The 18,885-nt window shown below is 62.6% G+C and carries 15 protein-coding genes and 1 pseudogene; 3 read left to right on the top strand and 13 right to left on the bottom strand.

The window, feature by feature from the left end; translation table 11 throughout:
• Nucleotides 1–82 precede the first annotated feature (82 nt).
• The gene (hemN, locus tag CO675_RS17140; protein ID WP_097673330.1) at nt 83–1,435 is read left to right on the top strand and encodes an oxygen-independent coproporphyrinogen III oxidase; all 1,353 of its coding nucleotides are present in this window, start codon (nt 83–85) and stop codon (nt 1,433–1,435) included.
• Between the two features lie 581 nt (nt 1,436–2,016).
• Here hemN and CO675_RS17135 read toward each other — a convergent pair.
• Nucleotides 2,017–3,591: pseudogene (locus CO675_RS17135) on the bottom strand (nitric oxide reductase activation protein NorD); the annotation flags it as partial.
• A 60-nt stretch (nt 3,592–3,651) separates the two neighbouring features.
• Complete coding sequence (locus CO675_RS17130; protein WP_097673083.1) at nt 3,652–4,227, bottom strand: cytochrome c oxidase subunit 3 family protein; 576 nt, start codon at nt 4,225–4,227, stop codon at nt 3,652–3,654.
• Nucleotides 4,228–4,364: 137 nt separating this feature from the next.
• Between CO675_RS17130 and CO675_RS40985 the strand changes: the two genes are divergently transcribed.
• Nucleotides 4,365–4,520 carry a hypothetical protein gene (locus CO675_RS40985; RefSeq protein WP_097673082.1) on the top strand — a complete coding sequence of 52 codons (156 nt, stop codon included), beginning with the start codon at nt 4,365–4,367 and terminating at the stop codon, nt 4,518–4,520.
• Between the two features lie 52 nt (nt 4,521–4,572).
• Here the strand turns inward: CO675_RS40985 and CO675_RS17120 are convergent, their stop codons facing one another.
• The 9 genes from CO675_RS17120 to CO675_RS17080 are packed head-to-tail and all read right to left on the bottom strand — an operon-like array spanning nt 4,573 to nt 16,331.
• Nucleotides 4,573–5,148: a DUF2478 domain-containing protein gene (locus CO675_RS17120; protein ID WP_097673081.1), complete on the bottom strand. Its 576-nt coding sequence runs from the start codon at nt 5,146–5,148 to the stop codon at nt 4,573–4,575.
• Complete coding sequence (gene mog, locus CO675_RS17115; protein WP_097673080.1) at nt 5,117–5,686, bottom strand: molybdopterin adenylyltransferase; 570 nt, start codon at nt 5,684–5,686, stop codon at nt 5,117–5,119. The genes CO675_RS17120 and mog overlap by 32 nt, the downstream gene beginning before the upstream one ends.
• Complete coding sequence (locus CO675_RS17110; protein ID WP_097673079.1) at nt 5,683–6,021, bottom strand: hypothetical protein; 339 nt, start codon at nt 6,019–6,021, stop codon at nt 5,683–5,685. The genes mog and CO675_RS17110 overlap by 4 nt, the downstream gene beginning before the upstream one ends.
• 8 nt (nt 6,022–6,029) lie before the next feature.
• Nucleotides 6,030–6,854 (bottom strand): peptidylprolyl isomerase, encoded by an 825-nt coding sequence (locus tag CO675_RS17105; protein ID WP_097673078.1) that lies wholly within the window; start codon nt 6,852–6,854, stop codon nt 6,030–6,032.
• Between the two features lie 4 nt (nt 6,855–6,858).
• A complete protein-coding gene (narI, locus tag CO675_RS17100; RefSeq protein WP_502693389.1) occupies nt 6,859–7,584 on the bottom strand; it encodes a respiratory nitrate reductase subunit gamma in 726 nt (241 codons plus the stop codon).
• Nucleotides 7,585–7,595: 11 nt separating this feature from the next.
• Nucleotides 7,596–8,306 (bottom strand): nitrate reductase molybdenum cofactor assembly chaperone, encoded by a 711-nt coding sequence (narJ, locus tag CO675_RS17095; protein WP_097673076.1) that lies wholly within the window; start codon nt 8,304–8,306, stop codon nt 7,596–7,598.
• Nucleotides 8,306–9,826 carry a nitrate reductase subunit beta gene (narH, locus tag CO675_RS17090; RefSeq protein WP_097673075.1) on the bottom strand — a complete coding sequence of 507 codons (1,521 nt, stop codon included), beginning with the start codon at nt 9,824–9,826 and terminating at the stop codon, nt 8,306–8,308. The genes narJ and narH overlap by 1 nt, the downstream gene beginning before the upstream one ends.
• Nucleotides 9,823–13,575 (bottom strand): nitrate reductase subunit alpha, encoded by a 3,753-nt coding sequence (locus CO675_RS17085; RefSeq protein WP_097673074.1) that lies wholly within the window; start codon nt 13,573–13,575, stop codon nt 9,823–9,825. The genes narH and CO675_RS17085 overlap by 4 nt, the downstream gene beginning before the upstream one ends.
• Before the next feature lie 11 nt (nt 13,576–13,586).
• The gene (locus tag CO675_RS17080) at nt 13,587–16,331 is read right to left on the bottom strand and encodes a nitrate/nitrite transporter (protein WP_097673073.1); all 2,745 of its coding nucleotides are present in this window, start codon (nt 16,329–16,331) and stop codon (nt 13,587–13,589) included.
• 164 nt (nt 16,332–16,495) lie between these two features.
• On the opposite strand from CO675_RS17080, the gene CO675_RS17075 reads away from it, so the two are divergent.
• Nucleotides 16,496–17,221 carry a helix-turn-helix domain-containing protein gene (locus tag CO675_RS17075; protein ID WP_245452796.1) on the top strand — a complete coding sequence of 242 codons (726 nt, stop codon included), beginning with the start codon at nt 16,496–16,498 and terminating at the stop codon, nt 17,219–17,221.
• 126 nt (nt 17,222–17,347) lie between these two features.
• On the opposite strand, the gene CO675_RS17070 is transcribed toward CO675_RS17075, so the two are convergent.
• Complete coding sequence (locus CO675_RS17070) at nt 17,348–18,295, bottom strand: AraC family transcriptional regulator (RefSeq protein WP_097673072.1); 948 nt, start codon at nt 18,293–18,295, stop codon at nt 17,348–17,350.
• 9 nt (nt 18,296–18,304) lie between these two features.
• Nucleotides 18,305–18,784, bottom strand: a complete 480-nt coding sequence (locus tag CO675_RS17065) for a MarR family winged helix-turn-helix transcriptional regulator (RefSeq protein ID WP_097673071.1) — start codon at nt 18,782–18,784, stop codon at nt 18,305–18,307.
• Nucleotides 18,785–18,885: the final 101 nt, after the last annotated feature.

The raw sequence follows: 18,885 nt of genomic DNA, 5'->3' as shown, positions 1-18,885 counted from the left end.
GCCAGCTGCTCCGAAATTGACCTGACGCAACTTTCGGGAACGCCGCATCCGGCAATATCCTCGTACAATGGAAAGGCAGACGATGCGCTCGGATCTCGCAAGACGGTACGGTCAGGACAGGCTCCCCCGCTACACCAGCTATCCAACGGCCCCGCACTTCAATCCGTCGATCGGCGAAGCCGAATATCGCGGATGGCTGAAGTCGATCTCTCCACGACGGCCGGCCTCTATCTACCTGCACGTGCCGTTCTGCCGATCCATGTGCTGGTACTGCGGCTGCCACACCTCGGTCACGAAGAAGGACGATCCGATCGCCATCTACGCCTCGGGCCTGCGCACCGAGGCGCATCTGGTTGCGGAGAGCATCGGCCATCGGCAGCCGATCTCGCACATCCACTTCGGAGGTGGCACGCCGACGATCATGACCCCCGAGACCTTCGCCGATCTGGTCGGCGCGCTGCGCTATTCCTACTTCGTGCTGCCCAAAGCCGAGATCGCCGTCGAGATCGACCCGCGCACGTTGACCGAGCCGATGACTGAGGCTCTGGGCTTCAGTGGGGTCAACCGCGCCAGCCTGGGCGTGCAGAGCTTCGACCCCGCGGTCCAGCGCGCCATCAACCGCTTGCAGAGCTTCGACCAGACTGCCCGGAGCGTCGAGGGCCTGCGGAGAAACGGCATCGACAAACTCAACTTCGATCTGCTGTACGGGCTGCCGCTTCAGACGGTGAGTTCCTGCCTCGACACCGTCGCGAGGTGCGTCGAGCTCCGGCCGGATCGGTTCTCCGTGTTCGGCTATGCGCATGTCCCCTCGTTCAAGAAGCACCAGCGCAAGATCGACGAAAGCGCCTTGCCCGACAGCATCGAACGACATCGGCAGTCCGAAGCGATCGTCGAGGCGCTCGTCGATGCGGGCTACGTACGCATCGGCTTCGATCACTTCGCGCTCCCCTCGGACGAGCTCACTGTTGCGAAGCGGGAGGGCCGATTGCGGCGGAACTTCCAGGGCTACACCAACGATACCGCCGAAACGCTTGTCGGCCTGGGCGCAAGCGCCATCGGTCGGATGCCGCAGGGCTTCGTTCAGAACGCGGTCGCGACACGCGACTACCTGGCGCGCATCGCGGAGGAGCAGCTCGCGACCGTCAAGGGCTACGCGTTCACCGGAGACGACCGCTTCCGCGGCGACATCATCGAGCGGGTCATGTGCGACATGGCCGTCGATCTCTCGGAGATCGCCAGGTCGCACGGCCGCGATCCGGATGCGGCCATCGTTGATCGCTCGCGACTCGAAAGCCTCGTCGCGGACGGAGCGGTGACCATGAGCGACGATCTGATCTCGGTAAGCGCTGGCGCCGAATTTCTGGTCCGGAGCTTGGCTTCCGCATTCGACGCTCATCTTGCCCGGTCGACGGCGATCCACAGCCGCGCCGTCTGAGAAGCGCAATCTGCAAAGGACGCTGCCGTTTCTGCCGATCGAACCGGCTAGCGATGTTCGTCCGGCCGTTCTGGCGGCCCGTTCCTCAAGACAAGAACGCCCTCAACAGGCGCAGCACCTGCATATCTTCGCGAATGCTCATCGTCTGGCCTGTTCATCCATATTACCACGGCCATCACTCCTTGCGCCACGTCAACCATAGCAAAGCGGTGACGGGTTCTCATGACCGAAGCACGAGGACCAAGGATGCTCTCCAGTTCCGCGATTCGCCTTCGGGCCAGGCGTCGCCGGCAACGGCTTGCCTGGAAGACTTCGTTCGTTGCGGCCGATTTCGCAATGCAGATGCGTCCATCGGTCGATGATCGCGCCGACCCGCTCGAAGACGATCCGCACGATGAAAACTCCCGGGAGCGCGCTCCGGGTGGGCAAGGTTTGTAGGTTTAGTTTGCGCTGGCTCAAATACGATCGGGCCGCGGCATGCTTGAATTGCTCCGTTCAAGACGAGCGACCCATTTCTCCCATTGGCGTTGTCTCGATACTCAGAGCCCGGCCGAGTTGCCGGGCTTCTTTTTGCCAGTCGCCTACTGTGTGAGTTGGCGATAGATCGCAGGCAGTGCTGCCGGCAGCCGCCTGATGTTGCCGACGATGGCGTAACCGCCGCGCCCGAACAGCGTCGGAAAGTAGCTCTGCGCGGCGGCATCGATGGTGACGCCGAATACGGCCGTTCCCAGCCGCCGGGCTTCCTGGATCGCCTTGCGGGTGTCTTCGACGGCGAACCGGCCTTCGTAATGATCCACATCGTTGGGCTTGCCATCGGTGAGTACGATCAGCAGCTTCTTGCGATGCGGCTGGGCGGCGAGCTCCGAGGCGGCATGTCGGACCGCAGCACCGATGCGGGTGTAGTATCCCGGCTTGAGTGCCCCGATTCGCTTCTCGACCTGCGTTGTCATCGGCTCGCCGAAGGCCTTGACGGTCTCGAGCCGGACCCACGAACGGCGGCGTGAGGTGAACGTCAGAATGCTGTGGCGATCACCGCACGCCGCGAGGCCGTTAGCCAGCACCAGCAGTGCCTCTTTCTCGACGTCCAGTACGCGATGTCCGTCCACCCAGGCGTCGGTCGAGAGCGATACGTCGACCAGCAGCGTGGCGGCCAGGTCGTGACCCTGCGGGCGCATCGCCAGATGGACGCGCTCTAGCGAGCCGCTGCCCGCACGGAGGTCGCATCGCGCGCGGACCAGCGCGTCGAGATCGAGGTCGTGCCCATCGGGCTGCGCCCTCACCAGTTCATGACGGGGCCGCAGCGTTTCGAACTGACGGCGCACCTGCCGGATCCGCCGCAACATGGCGTCGTCCGGCTGCCAATCTTCTCCGTTTTCGCTCACCTCCGAGGTCAGAACGCGGCAGTAATCCGGCATGTAGCTGCCGGTACGATAGTTCCATTCCGGATAGAGCCGCCCCGCCTCGAGCCGCGCGGCATCGACGGCTTCCGGCGGCAGATCGAGATCGAGCCTCAGCTTGCGTGCGGGCTTGCCCTTGCGTCGCGAGATCGCGAGTTCGTCGAGGTCGTCGGCTGCCTTGCGGGCGTCATCCTCATCGCTGTCGTCGGAAGGGCGGTCGACGTTGACCATCTCCGCCATCGCCAGGATCTTCTCGAAGCGGTTCAGGATGAAGGGATCGCGTTGAGCTCTGCTGTCCTCCTGCTCCCGGATCGCGAAACGTTTGCGGGTGTCGGGACCGGCTTCCTCTGCCGCGCCGGACGGCTGCTCGTCATGGTCTGCTTGGGGCGCGACCGCTTCCCGGATCCAGCAATCGCCCCACAGCGGGCAAGGCAGCATCGGGCGATATCCGGGCGGCGCCTTCTCGGGCGGCTCGCCGGTGCCGACGACAGCGGTCAGGAGTTTACCTTTCGGAGTCTCGCCGGCTCCGAGCAGCGCCATGACGATGGTCTCCACATCCCGCTCGACGCGCGGCAATGGGCGCTGCGGACGGGCGATCACCATCGCTCCGGCGAGTCGTCGGTATGTCTCGGCAAGTCCTGGGAACCGGGCAGTGACAAGGGCGGACGTCTCGCATACCCGACGCAGCGTCAAGAGATCCCGCTGCAACGGATCGACGGCTTCGATCGGTGCGACCGGCTGAACAGCGAGGCAAGCAGCGTCGCGACCGCCAGGCCGATCAGGACCAACAACGTCGTCTCGAGAGGATGTCGGGCCATGTCAGCGCACCAGGTAGACGATCGGAAAGATCAGGACCCAGACGAGGTCGACCATGTGCCAGAACGACGTCCCGGTCTCGACCGCATGAGCGTCTGCGCTCCGTAGAACTATGGCCAAGATTGTCATCCCGAGCACGACATGCAGCAGGTGGAATCCAGTCAGGAGGAAGTACAGCGTGAAGAACGTGCTGGTCTCCAGCCCGGCACCGGCAGCGACCTCGCGGGAATACTCGGATAGCTTGATGGCGACAAACGCCGCGCCTAGAGCGATCCCCAGCGACAGCCAGCGCTGGCAGCTGGCCCGCTTCCCTTCGCGCGCGGCCAAGACGCCGCGTGCGGCAGCCCAACCGCTCGTCACCAACACCAGCGTGTTCAAGCCGGCGAGGTCCGGATCGAGCAGCTTCTGCCCGTCAGCGAATCCCGAGGGGTCCACCGCGCGAGCGACCGAAAAGGCTCCGAGGAGGAGACCGAAGACCGCGAGCTCGCTGAAGATCAGCACCCACATCATCGGGTCGCCCAGCAACTCGGCGAAGACTCCCCATCCGCCTTCCCGCGGTTCGAACTCCCGCGCCGACATCGACGTCCTTCAGCAGTTTACGTTCGTCAACCCGTAACCGGGATCCAGCGTCCGATCTTTGTCCCCCGACAAAGACGGATGCTGGTCGCCGGACTAGGTTCGGACCGTCACCTATCGTCTGCGGGATCCGGAGTTTCATGAGCGAAGCGCAGCTAGGCCTTCTCACGGCAACGCCCATCATCGTCGTTTTCGCCGGCATGCTGCGGGCAATGGGCGTGCTTTCGACCGTCGCGACGGTCTCGGCGATCCTTCTGTCGGTCGGGATCGCCACCGTCCTGTTCACGACCCAATGACTCGAATGGGGCCTCCGCCATGAACGCTCGCAGCTTCGACGTCGACGACATCCTATCCACTACGTGGGACCGCAAGCCCGCGCAGGCCCTCCACCCATCTTTCGATCTCGCTGATATCGGCAGACAGCTCCGTTCCGAAATCACCGGCAAAACCGCGCCACGCGGGCAAATTGTTCTGGGGAACGCCGATCACGACGGTGATATTGTACTCCATCGCCTTGGCGATGAGGTCGAGCAGTCCGCCACCGCCGCATTCGGCCTTGCCGAATTTGTTGAGCACCAGCACATCCGGTGCATCGGCCAAGCCGCCTTCGATCCGCGCAGCGACCTCTGCAAGCGCCGACTCGTCGAGCCGGCAGCCCGACGCGCCAGCACCGCGATCCTCATAGATCGACGTGCGATGGCCGGTGCTTAAATCCTCCAGGAGGACATCACATCGTCGCTCCGACGCCGCGTCAACCAGGCGCTGCAAGACGCCGGCAAGCAACAATCTGCCGCGACGACACGATGCGACCAGCGCCTCAAAGGCCGCCGCAGGGTATTCGTTCTGCGGATAAACGATCGCCGCCAGCGATGGCGTACGCGGCGGGACGACTTCAGGCCTCCGGGCGGAAAGCGTGGCAGACATCTTGATTCACCTCAATGGGACGTGCGCCTATCAGATCAAGGCAATAGGGGATGGCCGGGAAGACGGCGCCGAGGCAGATGTCGATCGACGATGGCCGCCCGGGCAGATTGACAATCAGACACTGGCCCCGTGTCCCAGCGGTCTGCCGCGAGAGGATGGCGGTCGGAACCTGCTCCAAGCTGACCCGGCGCATCAGTTCGCCGAAGCCGGCCAGCTCGCGCGTGATCACGCTGCGTGTGGCCTCCGGTGTCAAATCGCGCGGCGCTGGACCTGTCCCACCGGTCGTCAAAATCAGGTCGCAGGTCTCCCGATCCGACATTTCGATCAGTGCGCCGGCAACGCTTTCAATGCCATCCGGGATGATCTTGACGATCGCGATCCAGTTGGAACGGATGGTTGTGGCCAGGAAGCTGTTGATTGCCTCCCCACCCTGGTCCTTGTATTCGCCCCGGCTGGCGCGGTCGGACACCACGAGAATGCCGATCCGCGCAAGGCTGCGGGAGCCGCCCGTGCCGCCGATTTCACGTTGGCCGATCATGTGCAACCCCCGCTGCCACCACATGAGCATCCTTCGTGCGGTACGACGTCCTGGGCTTCGTCCCGCTTCAGCGACCAGTGCAGCATGTGCGTCAGGCAGCGGAAGCCCGGATCATCGGCGCGTTCGACCGCATTCATCAACGCAAGCCAGTCCTCGCTCAACGCTAGGTTGGCAAAACGCCGCACCGCGCCTGCGGCGTATTCTCCAACCGTCTCGTCAAAGCGATCGGCCGCGGAACCGATGCGCGCCACCAAAGTGAGATCACCACAGCTGAGCAGCGCATCCGCCGCGGCAGCCTCTTCGCTGAGATTCCTGATGATTTGCCCGAGCTGCATGGCGTTCCCTATTGCAGAAGCGGCGAGCTGGCGCCTGCGAGTGCAATTCCGGTGATCTCTGCACGGCCGGCCAGCACGGCGACATATTGGGCGAGTGAACGGTGCTGCACGCTTGTTGCGAGGTAGTCGGCGATGCGGTCGCGGGCGAGTTCAAACGGCAGGACCTGCCCCGGCGCGTGCCGATCGAGCCGAACGATGTGGAAGCCATAGCGGGTTTCGACGACGGCGAGCTCGCCCTCGCGCATGCGAGCCAGCGCCACCTCGAATTCCTCGATCGTCTGGCCACGCGTCACCTGGCCAAGGCGGCCTCCGTTCTCGGCGGAGGTTCGGCAATCGGAACGGCTGCGCGCCAACTGATCAAACAGGGCGAGGTCTTCTCGCACGGACGACAATATCTTCTCCGCAGTCTCGCGGGCTCCATTTCGCGCGGCAGCATCATTCGGCCGAGCAGCGATCAGGATATGAGCGGCCTCGTAGAGATCGCCGGTCCTGAAACGACGCTGGTTCTGTTCATAGAAGCGCAGGCATGAGGCATCGTCCGGCTCGGGTGTGACGACCTCCCGTTCGATCAGCGCGCGCATTGCCGCCTCTTCGGAGGTTTCGCTCCGACCTTCGGCGTCCCGCAGCGGCTCCGCGGAGACTTCGAGGCGCCGTGACTCCTGCAGCAACAATTCCCGCACGACCAAGGCCCGTGCCGCTGCCTGCCAGGCCAGGATCGGTTTTTCTGCCGGATGATTCTGCACCTCGCGCGCGATTGCCTCGCGCGGAATGACAGTGCCGTTGACGCTGACGGTCTTCGGCTTGGGGAGGCTGTCGGCGAGCGAGCAATCCATGGCTCTACTCCGCTGGCTGCATAGGACGGTCGGCGGCGCGCGAGGCGCCGTCGCGGCGGCGCACGACCTGATAGCCGCGGCGGCCGAGATACCAGACCGGCGCGCTCCAGATATGGACCAGCCGCGTAAATGGGAAGATGAGGAAGATCGTCATACCCAACACGAGGTGCGCCTTGAAGATCGGGTGCACGTCCAGAATGTTGGCGGCGATGCCCGGCTGCAGCGTCAGGATGCCCTGCGCCCACCCCATGAACTTCACCATCTCATGGCCATCCAGATGCCCGAGCGATACGGGAATGGTCGCAAGGCCGAGAAGCAGCTGGGCGAACAGGATCAGGAGGATTGCAGTGTCGCCGAAGGAGGAGTTGGCACGAATGCGCGGATCGAACAGTCTCCGGTGTGTCAACAGCGAAATCCCGACCAGGCACATCAATCCGGCGGTGCCGCCCGCGACAATCGCCAGCATCTGCTTGAAGCCATGCGAGACGCCGAGCATGTCGAATACCCAGATCGGGGTCAGCAGTCCCACGAGGTGGCCGAAGAAGATGAAGAGAATTCCGACGTGGAACAGGTTCGAGCCCCAGACGAGCTGCCGTCGCCGCAGCAACTGGCTGGATCCACTGCGCCAGGTATATTGCTCGCGGTCGAAGCGGACGAGGCTGCCGAACAGAAAAACGGTGAGGCAGAGGTACGGATACCAGCCGAAGACGATGGCATTGAGCGTCTGCATGATCTGGCCCTCTATTGCGGGTGTGACGGCGCCGGCCCGACGGCGCGGCGGGCGTGCCGAAGCCTTGCGATCAGGGTTTCGTGGCCGCAGGCGCTCTGCCCCTGGGCGCCGGGGCCGAACCGGACTTCTTCCTCTTCCCAGGCCGCGTCGAGCGCCACCAGATCCATCGGGTCGGTCTCGGGCGCCTTCAGAAGTTCGTCGACGATATCGCGGCGCGGCGCTTCGGCAGCGATCTTGACCAGCGCGTCGAAAACGCCCTTGTAGCTCGACTCGCGCCGCCCGAGCCGTTCGGCGAGCGCCGCGAAAATATGCGCAGTCTGCCCGAGAAGCTCACGCGCCTCCGCAAATGGTTGCGTCGCCAGGAATTCGAGGAACAGCGGCACGTAATCCGGCAGTTCATTCGCCGCGATCGCCAGCCCCGCATTTTCGTACATGGCTTTGAGATCGACCATGGCCTGACCGCGATCGCGGCTCTCGCCGTGGACATGCTCGAACAGATGCAGCGCAAGCGTCTTGCTGCGATCGAACAGCAGGCCGTAACGCTCCTGCAGGTCATAGAGATCGCCGATGGCGATTTCCTCGATCAGCACATCGACCGTGCCGCGGCACGCCGCCGGCACCAGTCTCTCGGCATCGAGCACCGCCGCAAACTCCGGAGCGGCTTCGATCAACGCCTCGGTCGGATAGCTCAGAAGGGCCGAGAGGACCTTGAACGTCTTCATCACGCGATCTCCATCGGATTCTTTGCCTTGCGGGGCGAACCGAACAGGTTGGTCTCGGTCTCGCCGCCGGAGCAGCCGTTGCCGAAGGTAAAGCCGCAGGAGCCGCGGATGTCGAAGGCGTCGGCGCCGACTTCGCGATGCGCGGTCGGGATCACGAAACGATCCTCGTAGTTGGCGATCGCCATGATCTGGTACATCTCGTCGATTTGGGCCGGCTTCAGACCAACCCGGCGGGCGATGGCTTCATCGACGACGCCGTCGAGCGTCTTGGCCCGCATATAGGCGCGCATCGCCATCATGCGTTCGAGCGCCAGCGTCACCGGCGCTTCATCGCCCGCAGTCAGCAGATTGGCCAGGTAGCGCATCGGAATCCGCAGCGACTTGACGTCCGGCATGCCGCCGTCAAGACCGATCTTGCCGGCGGAGGCGGCTGAGGTGATCGGCGACAACGGTGGTACGTACCAGACCATCGGCAAGGTGCGGTACTCCGGATGCAGCGGGAATGCGACCTTCCACTCCATCGCCATCTTCCAGATCGGCGAGGTCTTCGCCGCCTCGAGCCATGCATGCGGAATTCCCTGCCGCTCGGCCTCGGCGATCACCTTCGGATCGTTCGGATTGAGGAAGATGTCGAGCTGGGCCTGATAGAGATCACGTTCGTCAGGCTTGCTCGCCGCTTCCGCGATACGGTCGGCGTCATACAGCACGACGCCGAGATAACGGATACGGCCGACGCAGGTCTCCGAACACACCGTCGGCTGGCCGGCTTCGATGCGCGGATAGCAGAAGATGCACTTCTCCGATTTTCCCGACGACCAATTGTAGTAGATCTTCTTGTAGGGGCAGCCCGAGACGCACATGCGCCAGCCACGGCACTTGTCCTGGTCGATCAGGACGATGCCGTCCTCTTCGCGCTTGTAGATGGCACCCGATGGACAAGCCGCGACGCACGCCGGATTGAGGCAGTGCTCGCACAACCGCGGCAGGTACACCATGAACGTGTTTTCGAACTGGCCGTAGATGTCCTTCTGAACACCCTCGAAATTGTAATCCTGTGAACGCTTTTCGAACTCGCCACCGAGGATTTCTTCCCAGTTCGGGCCCCACTGGATCTTCTCCAGCCGCTCGCCGGAGACCAGCGAGCGTGGGCGAGCTGTCGGCATCGCCTTCATTTCCGGCGCCTGCTGCAGATGCTGGTAGTCGAAGGTGAACGGCTCGTAGTAATCGTCGATCTCGGGCAAATCAGGATTGGCGAAGATGTTCGCCAGCACCCGCCACTTGCCGCCGATACGCGGCTGGATCGAGCCGTTGCGGTTGCGCTTCCAGCCGCCCTTCCAGCGAGCCTGGTTCTCCCAATCCTTGGGATAGCCGATACCGGGCTTGGTCTCGACGTTGTTGAACCACGCATATTCCATGCCTTCGCGGCTGGTCCACACGTTCTTGCAGGTGACGCTGCAGGTGTGACACCCGATGCACTTGTCGAGGTTCAGCACCATTGCGATCTGGGCGCGGATCTTCATTGTGCGGCCTCCAGCTGGGACGTGCCGGGTTGATCTGCGGCGGGTGTGTCAAGCCAGTCGACTTTCGACATCTTGCGAACGATGACGAATTCGTCGCGATTGGCGCCGACCGTGCCGTAGTAATTGAAGCCGTAGGCTTGCTGTACGTAGCCGCCGATCATGTGGGTCGGCTTGAGCACGGTACGGGTAACGGAGTTATGGATGCCGCCGCGCTGGCCGGTCTGCTCGGAGCCCGGCACATTCACGATCTTCTCCTGTGCATGATACATCATGCACATGCCTTGCCGGACACGTTGCGAGACCACCGCGCGTGCGACCAGCGCACCGTTGGTGTTGTAGGCCTCTATCCAGTCGTTATCGACGATGCCCGCCGCCTTGGCGTCGAGTTCGCTGATCCACACGATCGGACCGCCGCGCGACAGCGTCAGCATCAGGAGGTTGTCGGTATAGGTGGAATGAATGCCCCATTTCTGGTGCGGCGTGATGAAGTTCAAGACCACGGAGTCGTTGCCGTTCGGCCTGCGGTCGATCACCGGCTTGACCGTCTTGGTGTCGATCGGCGGCCGATAGACGCAGAAGCCCTCGCCGAAGGCGCGCATCCACAGATGGTCCTGATACAGCTGCTGGCGACCGGTCAGCGTGCGCCACGGGATCAACTCGTGAACGTTGGTGTAGCCGGCGTTGTAACAGACCTTGTCGGATTCCAGGCCTGACCAGATCGGCGAGGAGATGATCTTGCGCGGCTGCGCAACCACGTCGCGGTACCTGATCTTCTCGTCTTCCTTGGGGACGGCCAGATGGGTGTGATCTCGCCCGGTGAAGTTTCCGAGGGATGACCACGCCTTGACTGCGACCTCGCCGTTGGTTTCCGGAGCAAGGCTCAGGATGACTTCGCAGGCGTCGATCGCACTCTCGATGCGAGCAAGGCCTTTGGACGCGCCTTCCTCGGTTACGATGCCATTGAGCTTCTTGAGCAGCTCGACCTCGTGATCGGTGTTCCAGCTCATGCCCTTACCGCCATTGCCGAGCTTGTTCATCAGCGGCCCGAGCGACGTGAAACGCTTGTAGAGGTTCGGGTAGTCCCGCTCGACCACGGTCACCGCCGGCATGGTCTTGCCGGGGATCGGATCGATTGCTCCCGTCTTCCAGTCCTTGACGTCGAACGGTTGGGCGATCTCGCCGGGACTGTCGTGCATGATCGGAGTAAGGACGACGTCCTTCTCGACGCCCAACACCTCGGGTGCGACCTTCGAGAAGGCTTCCGCGATGCCCTTGTAGATGTCCCAGTCGCTGCGCGATTCCCACACCGGATCGATCGCCGCCGACAGCGGGTGAATGAAGGGATGCATGTCGGAGGTATTGAGATCGTTCTTCTCGTACCAGGTCGCGGTCGGCAGCACGATGTCCGAGTACATGCAGGTCGTGGACATGCGGAAGTCCAGCGTGACCAGCAGATCGAGCTTTCCCTCCGGGGCGTCTTCGTGCCATCTGACCTCAAGAGGCTTCTTCCTGCCGTCCTCGCCGAGATCCTTACCCAGCACGCCGTGCTTGGTGCCCAGCAGATGTTTCAGGAAGTATTCGTGCCCCTTGCCGGACGCCCCTAGCAGGTTCGAGCGCCAGACGAACATGTTGCGTGGCCAGTTCTTCGGACCATCGGGATCTTCGCACGACAGCTTCAGTTCGCCAGACTGGAGGGATTTAGCGACGTAATCCTTCGGCTCCAGCCCGGCGGCGGCCGCAAGCTTCGAGACTTCCAATGGGTTGGTCTCGAGTTGCGGCGCGGAAGGCAGCCAACCCATCCGCTCGGCGCGAACGTTGTAGTCGATCAGCGCGCCGCCCCACGGACCTTGCGGCGCCGTCGGTGACAGAATTTCCTTCACATCGAGCGTCTCGTAGCGCCACTGATCGGTATGGGCATAGAACGCCGAGGTCGAATTCATCTGCCGCGGCGGACGGCCCCAGTCGAGACCGAAGGCAAGCGGCGTCCAGCCGGACTGCGGCCGCAGTTTCTCCTGACCGACGTAATGCGACCAGCCCCCGCCAGACTGTCCGATGCAGCCGCACATCACCAGCATGTTGATGATGCCGCGGTAGTTCATGTCCATGTGATACCAGTGGTTCAACCCGGCGCCGAGGATGACCATGGAGCGGCCGCCGGTCTTCTCGGCATTGGCGGCGAACTCGCGCGCCACCGCGATGATCTGATCGCGCGGCACGCCGGTGATCCTCTCCGCCCAGGCCGGCGTATAAGGCTGGACGTCGTCGTAGCTGTTGCCGAGATGCTCGCCGCCGAAGCCGCGATCGACGCCGTAGTTAGCGACGAACAGATCATAGACGGACGCCACCAGCGCCTCGCCGTCCTTGAATTGGATCCGCTTGGCGGGGATCTTGCGCGTCAAGACGTCCGGATGGTCGGTTCCCTTGAAATGGTCGTGCTCGCGATTGCCGAAATAGGGAAACGCAACATCGGCCAGTTCATCCCTGATATCGGTGAGCGATAACCGGAGCTTCGTGCCGCGGCTCCTTGAGTCCCGCTCCTCCAGATTCCATTTGCCCTGCTCGCCCCAGCGGAATCCGACCGATCCGTTCGGGACCACAATCTCGCCAGTCGCCTCGTCATAGGCCACCGTCTTCCACTCGGGATTGTTGGCTTCATCGAGCGAAGTGGCGAAATCCGAGGCGCGCACGAACCGCTCAGGTACGAGCCGTCCCTCGGATTTCACCAGCCGCACCAGAAATGGCATATCCGTATACTGGCGCGCGTAGTCGTTGAAATATCTGGCCTGCCGATCAACGTGAAATTCCTTGAGGATCACGTGCCCCATGGCCATCGCCAGCGCGGCGTCGGTGCCTTGCTTGGGCGACACCCAGAGATCGGCGAATTTCGAAGCTTCCGAATAGTCCGGACAGATCACGACGCTCTTGGCGCCCTTGTAGCGGACCTCGGTATAGAAATGCGCATCCGGCGTGCGGGTCTGCGGGACGTTCGATCCCCACAGGATCAGGAAACCGGAATTGTACCAATCCGCGCTTTCGGGCACGTCGGTCTGCTCGCCCCAGGTCTGCGGCGAGGCCGGCGGCAGATCGCAATACCAATCGTAGAACGACATGCAGACGCCGCCGAGCAGCGACAGGTAGCGTGCGCCTGCCGCGTAGCTCACCATCGACATTGCCGGAATCGGCGAGAAGCCGAACACGCGGTCTGGACCATAGGTCTTCGCGGTGTAGGCGTTTGCGGCGGCGACGATCTCGTTGACCTCGATCCAGCTGGCGCGGACGAAGCCGCCAAGGCCGCGCTTCTGCACATAAGCCGCCCGCTTCGTCGGATCTTCGACGATCGATTTCCAGGCCGCGACCGGTGTCATCACTGCGCGCGCCTCGCGCCACAATTTCAGCAGCCGCGAGCGCACCAGCGGATATTTCACGCGATTGCCGGAATAGAGGTACCAGCTGTAGCTGGCGCCGCGCGCGCAGCCGCGGGGTTCATGGTTGGGAAGGTCCGGGCGCGTGCGCGGATAGTCGGTCTGCTGGGTTTCCCAGGTCACGATGCCGCCCTTGACGTAGACCTTCCACGAGCAGGAGCCGGTGCAGTTTACGCCATGCGTCGACCGCACGATCTTGTCGTGCTGCCAGCGCTTCCGGTAGCCGTCCTCCCAGGAACGGTCCTCGGTTGTCGTCACGCCGTGACCGTTGGCAAAATCCGGCTTGGCGCGCGTGAAGAATGTCAGCCTGTCCAGGAAATGGCTCATCCCTCGTCTCCTTATTCCGCGGGCTGGGTGGCGGGCGAAATCCGAGCGCGCCGTTCGATGTCATGAAGCAGGCCACCCTTGCGGGTATAGACAGCCCAGGTGATGACGATGCAGGTCACATAGAAGATGAAGAATCCCCACAACGCTGCCTGAACGCCTCCAGTGAGATCGATCGAGGTACCGAACGACTTCGGAATGAAGAACGCACCGAACGCGGCGATCGCCGAGGTGAAGCCGGTGATGGCGGCCGATTCCTTCTCGGCCTGGCGCAGCCGGGTCGCGGGATCCGCGGTCGGCATCAGCCGGTCCATCTCCCGCCGCATGATGTTGGGGATCATCTGGAAGGTCGACGCGTTGCCGACGCCGGTCGCGAAGAACAACAGCAGGAACATCGCGAAGAAGCCCCAGAACGCGCCGGGTTGATCCTTGATGCCGAGGAAATAGAGCACTCCGAGCACGCCGATCATCATCAGCGCGAACACACCGACGGTCACGCGGCCGCCGCCCCATTTGTCGGCCATCCACCCCGTGGCCGAGCGCGAGAGCGCACCGACCAGCGGGCCCAGGAAGGCGAATTGCAGCGCATCGACAGCGGGAAATTGGGTCTTCGTCAACAGGGGGAAGCCGGCCGAATAGCCGATGAACGAACCGAAGGTGCCGGTGTAGAGCCAGCACATGATCCAGTTGTGCCTACGCTGGAAGATCACCGCCTGGTCGGCAAACGAAGCTTTGGCGGAGGCAATGTCGTTCATGCCAAACCAGGCTGCAAAGGCGCTGGCGACGATGAACGGCACCCAGACGAAGCCGGCGTTCTGCAGCCAGAGCGGCACTTCGGTGCTCCCGCTCTTGACCGCGGTCGGATCGCCGCCGAACCAACCGAACACGCCCACGGTGATCACGATCGGCACGACGAACTGCACGACGCTGACGCCGAGATTGCCGAGGCCCGCATTGAGCGCGAGCGCGTTTCCCTTCTCCGCGCGTGGAAAGAAGAACGAGATGTTGGCCATCGAGGAGGCAAAATTGCCGCCGCCGAAACCGCACAACAGCGCGAGCCCCAGGAAGACCGGATACGGCGTTGCCGGATTCTGCACGGCATAGCCGATACCGACAGCGGGCAGCAGCAGCGACCAGGTGGCGAGCGTGGTCCACAGCCGGCCGCCGAAGATCGGCACCATGAAGGAGTAGAAGATCCGCAGCACCGCGCCCGATATGCCGGGCAGCGCCGCAAGCCAGAACAGCTGGTCAGTTGTGAAGCTGAATCCGACCGAAGGCAGCTTGGCCACCACCACCGACCATACCTGCCAGACCGCGAAAGACAGCAGCAGCGCGGGGATCGAGAGCCAGAGATTGCGCCGCGCGATGGCACGGCCGCCGCCCGCCCAGAACGCGGCATCCTCCGGCCGCCAGTCGGTGAGGACGGCGCCGGACAGAGCGCCGACATGCTGTGGTCGGTGAATCTCCTGCATCTCCGGCAGTTCGGGAAGCTTCTTGAGTGCTTCGCCGACCACGCCGCGCTCCATCTGCCTGATGGAGACGTGCATCCATACCAGCGCGGTCGTGACCAACAGGAACAACAGCATGAAGCAACTGGTCCAGAGTCCGGTCAGATCGGCGAGCGCGCCGAAGGCGATGGGCAGCACGAAGCCGCCGAGACCGCCGATCATGCCGACCAGACCGCCCACCGCGCCGACATTCTGCGGATAGTAGACCGGGATGTGCTTGTAGACCGCAGCCTTTCCGAGCGCCATGAAGAAGCCGAGCACGAACACGGTCACCACGAACGGCATCAGTCCCATCTCGAGATGGAAGCCGACCGCACCGTTGACCGTCCTCACCAAATAGTCGGTCGGCGGATAAGACAGGATGAAAGTCGCGGCAGCACCGACCAGGAATGTCCAGTACATGACACGCCGCGCGCCATAGCGATCGGAGAGATGTCCGCCGTAAGCGCGGAACACGCTGGCGGGGAACGAGAACATTGCTGCCATCATGCCGGCAGTCTTGATGTCGACGCCGTAGACCTTGATCAGATATTGCGGCAGCCACAGCGAGAGCGCGACGAAGGCCCCGAACACGAAGAAGTAATAGAGCGAGAAGCGCCACACCTGGATGTTCTTCAGCGGCTCGAGCTCGAGCCAGGCGCTCTTCGGCTTCTCGTTTCTGGCACGCCGTTCGCGCACCACGGGGTCTTCCTCGGAAAGGAGCCAGAACAAGATACCCATCACGCCGATCACGGCCGCCCAGACCTGCGCGGTCGTCTGCCAGCCATAGGCAACCAGAACGAACGGAGCGAGGAATTTCGTGACCGCTGCGCCGACGTTGCCTGCACCGAAAATGCCGAGCGCCGTGCCCTGCCTGGCGGTCGGGAAAAAGCGGGACACGTAGGCGACGCCGACCGCAAAGGACCCTCCTGCGACACCGACGAAAAGCGCGGCGACCAGGAATTCAGGATAGGTGTGCGCCCACGTCAGCAGGTAGGTAGCGGCCGCAGCAGCGAGCATCACAACCGTGTAGACGCGCCGCCCGCCATACTGGTCAGTCCAGATACCAAGCACGAGGCGGATCAGCGAGCCGCTGAGGATCGGGGTGCCTACCAGCAGCCCGAACTCGGTGTCGTTCAGACCGAGCTCCTGCTTGATCCGGATGCCGATGATCGAGAATATCGTCCAGACCGCAAAGCAGATCGTGAAGGAAATTGTCGAAAGCCAGAGCGCTCGACCGCTATGCGAAGAGCTTGAACCAGTTGCGCCCATTGATGTCTCCAATCACCCACCGGCATTGGAGGTACTCATGCGCAAAGATCAGCGCGTCCGTGGTTGTTCCAGATCAATGATCTCGTCGATGGTGTGAGAAAGGCACCCTGAATTTGCAAAAACACGTCCTTCAAATTGCTATTTGTGGCATCATGATTTGATATTTGTCACACGTCACGGAGATCGACCAATTGCGCTCTGATGATTTCGATCAGGTGAAGTCCTTGCCTCTGTTCGCGCGGATGACCGAGCAGAGTCTCGATAACCTGCTGCAAGGCGCGCTGCTGCAGCAGTTTCCGGTCGGTGTGCACCTCATTCACGAGGGCGATCCTCCCGACTTCCTGCACGTCCTGATCGATGGTCTGGTAGAAATCTTTACCGAACAAGACGGAGTCGAGTGGGGAATTTCCCTGCTCGCGCCAGTCTCGACCTTCATCCTTGCGGCCGTCGTGGGCGACCAGCGCTACCTGAACTCGGCAAGAACGTTGAAAGAATCCCGCATTCTGCTGATCCCGGCACAAGGCGTGCGGACGATCCTGGGGCGGGAGATCGCATTTGCCCAGACCGTCACAAGCGAGCTTGCATCGGCCTATCGCGGCGCAGTGAAGAAATTGAAAGGCTATGTGGCTCGATCGAGCGTCGAACGTCTGGCCAACTGGATCCTGTCAGAGGCGCAAAGCGCCGCATCAGGCAAGCATCTCGTCCTGCCATTCGACCGCGCCACCCTGGCATCCCACATCGGGACGACCCGCGAGAACCTTTCACGCAATCTAGCGCATCTGACCGAGCATGGCGTGCGCATCCGTGGCCGGGAAATCATCATAGACCGGAGAGACCTGCTGGAGGCTTTTGCGCGTCCACAAAGGTTCATCGACGACCCAAACTCCTGAGTGTGTATTCAGGCCCAAGGGGTTGCGCTGCGGCTGTTGGGCTGCATGATCGAACCGGCAGCGAGCGCAATCCGACTGACGGCGGAGAGGTTAAGGATTAAAAGAACGCATGACGCTCTCGCCGGACTAGAGCCCTCGCGCCCGTGCCAGGGTTTCCGAGGGCATCTCGCCATATGCACGGCCGTAACATCTCGCGAAGTCGCTCATGTGCCAGAAGCCGTTGGCCCGCGCTGCCGCGGTCACGGTGAGAAGCGGGCCTCCTTTGACGAGGAGCTTGCGGACCGACCACATGCGTTTCGATCGCAAATGTTGATGCAGGCTAACGCCGCAGACGTGCTGTATGGCGGTCTGAAGCGTACGAACGGAAACGCCTAGGGTCTGCGCGAGGCCGGCGCTGTAGAGATCGGCCTCGCCGACCGCGGCCACCAGTTCATCCAGGCGTTCGACCAGCTTCCGATGCCGGTCGAACGAGCCGGGCAGTGCCCGCTTGACGCTGTCCTCGACCAGGGCGCTGTCGAGCCCGGCTACAAGCGTTTCCTGCAGCTGCCCGCTCAACAGTTCGAACTCCCTGATCTCCCTGCAGCTGGACGCCAGGCAAAACATGTCCAGAATCGCCGATCGTATCGCCAGCATCTTCGCCGGTGTCAGCCTGAACAGCTCGATTCCGCTCTCGAAGTCGGCCCATCCGCGATTGCGCATGTCGGAGCCGAAGCGCAGCATGAGGTAGGTATTTGCATGCCGTTCAACGACATCGACGGGCGCCCGGCCGCGGATGACCCCGATCGTAGAATCGCCGACCGAGTTCCCGTTCATCGTCGCGTGGAAAGCCAAGGGAACAACGGCCCCAACCCCACGATTTGCTCCGAGATCTCCCTCCATCCGCCTGGCGAATGATCGCTGCAGTACGAGAAGGCAGTCGGGAAGCGCCAGAATGCTCCGCGAGACCGAGATGGGCGTGGAATCCAGCGGCGTGCTTCTCATTCCGCCGATAACATCGTTGGGTCGAAATTCGTCGAAACTGTTGAAACGCTCGATACGCAGCACCGGCGACGGATCGAGCCAACGGACGGGCATCGTGACCTCTTATGGGTTTGAATCGATGAGCAGCGCCTCGCCGGCCTGCGTCATCTTTTTCATCAGATCGACGGTCGCCTGAAAATTGTCTTCGCCAAGCTGTACGGCCAGCTTCGCCTGCATCGCCCGCCAGCGGGGCAGCGCGCGGGACAGGATTTGTTTGCCTCGGGCGGATATCGAGATATTCCGCACCCGCCGGTCCACTCCAAATGCGACCTTCACCAGCCCACGGCGCTTGAGAACCGCAATATTGCGAGCGAGCGCGCTCGGGTCCATCGCCATCCTTTCCGCAAGAGCTCCCACGGCCACGCTCCTTTGCCGCGCGCAGGCGGCGAGCAGCATGAATTGCGTCGGCTCCACGCCAACGGGCGCAAAGGCCTCGGCATACAGCCGCGTAATCACCCGGCTTGCCTTCCGAACATTGAATGCGGCGCAGCAACTGCCCACCACGGCCAACTCCTCGAGCATTGGCGACACAACCTGCTTCATCGAGCACCTGCGTTATATGTATATACCGATAATTTATCGGCATGTGCCGTTTTCAAAGGGTTAATCACAAAATTCCCACGATTTGCCGGATTCCGATAATC

The organism is Bradyrhizobium sp. C9 (genome assembly GCF_002532045.1).
GTDB lineage: Bacteria > Pseudomonadota > Alphaproteobacteria > Rhizobiales > Xanthobacteraceae > Bradyrhizobium.
This window is presented reverse-complemented; position numbering and strand designations above follow the sequence as displayed.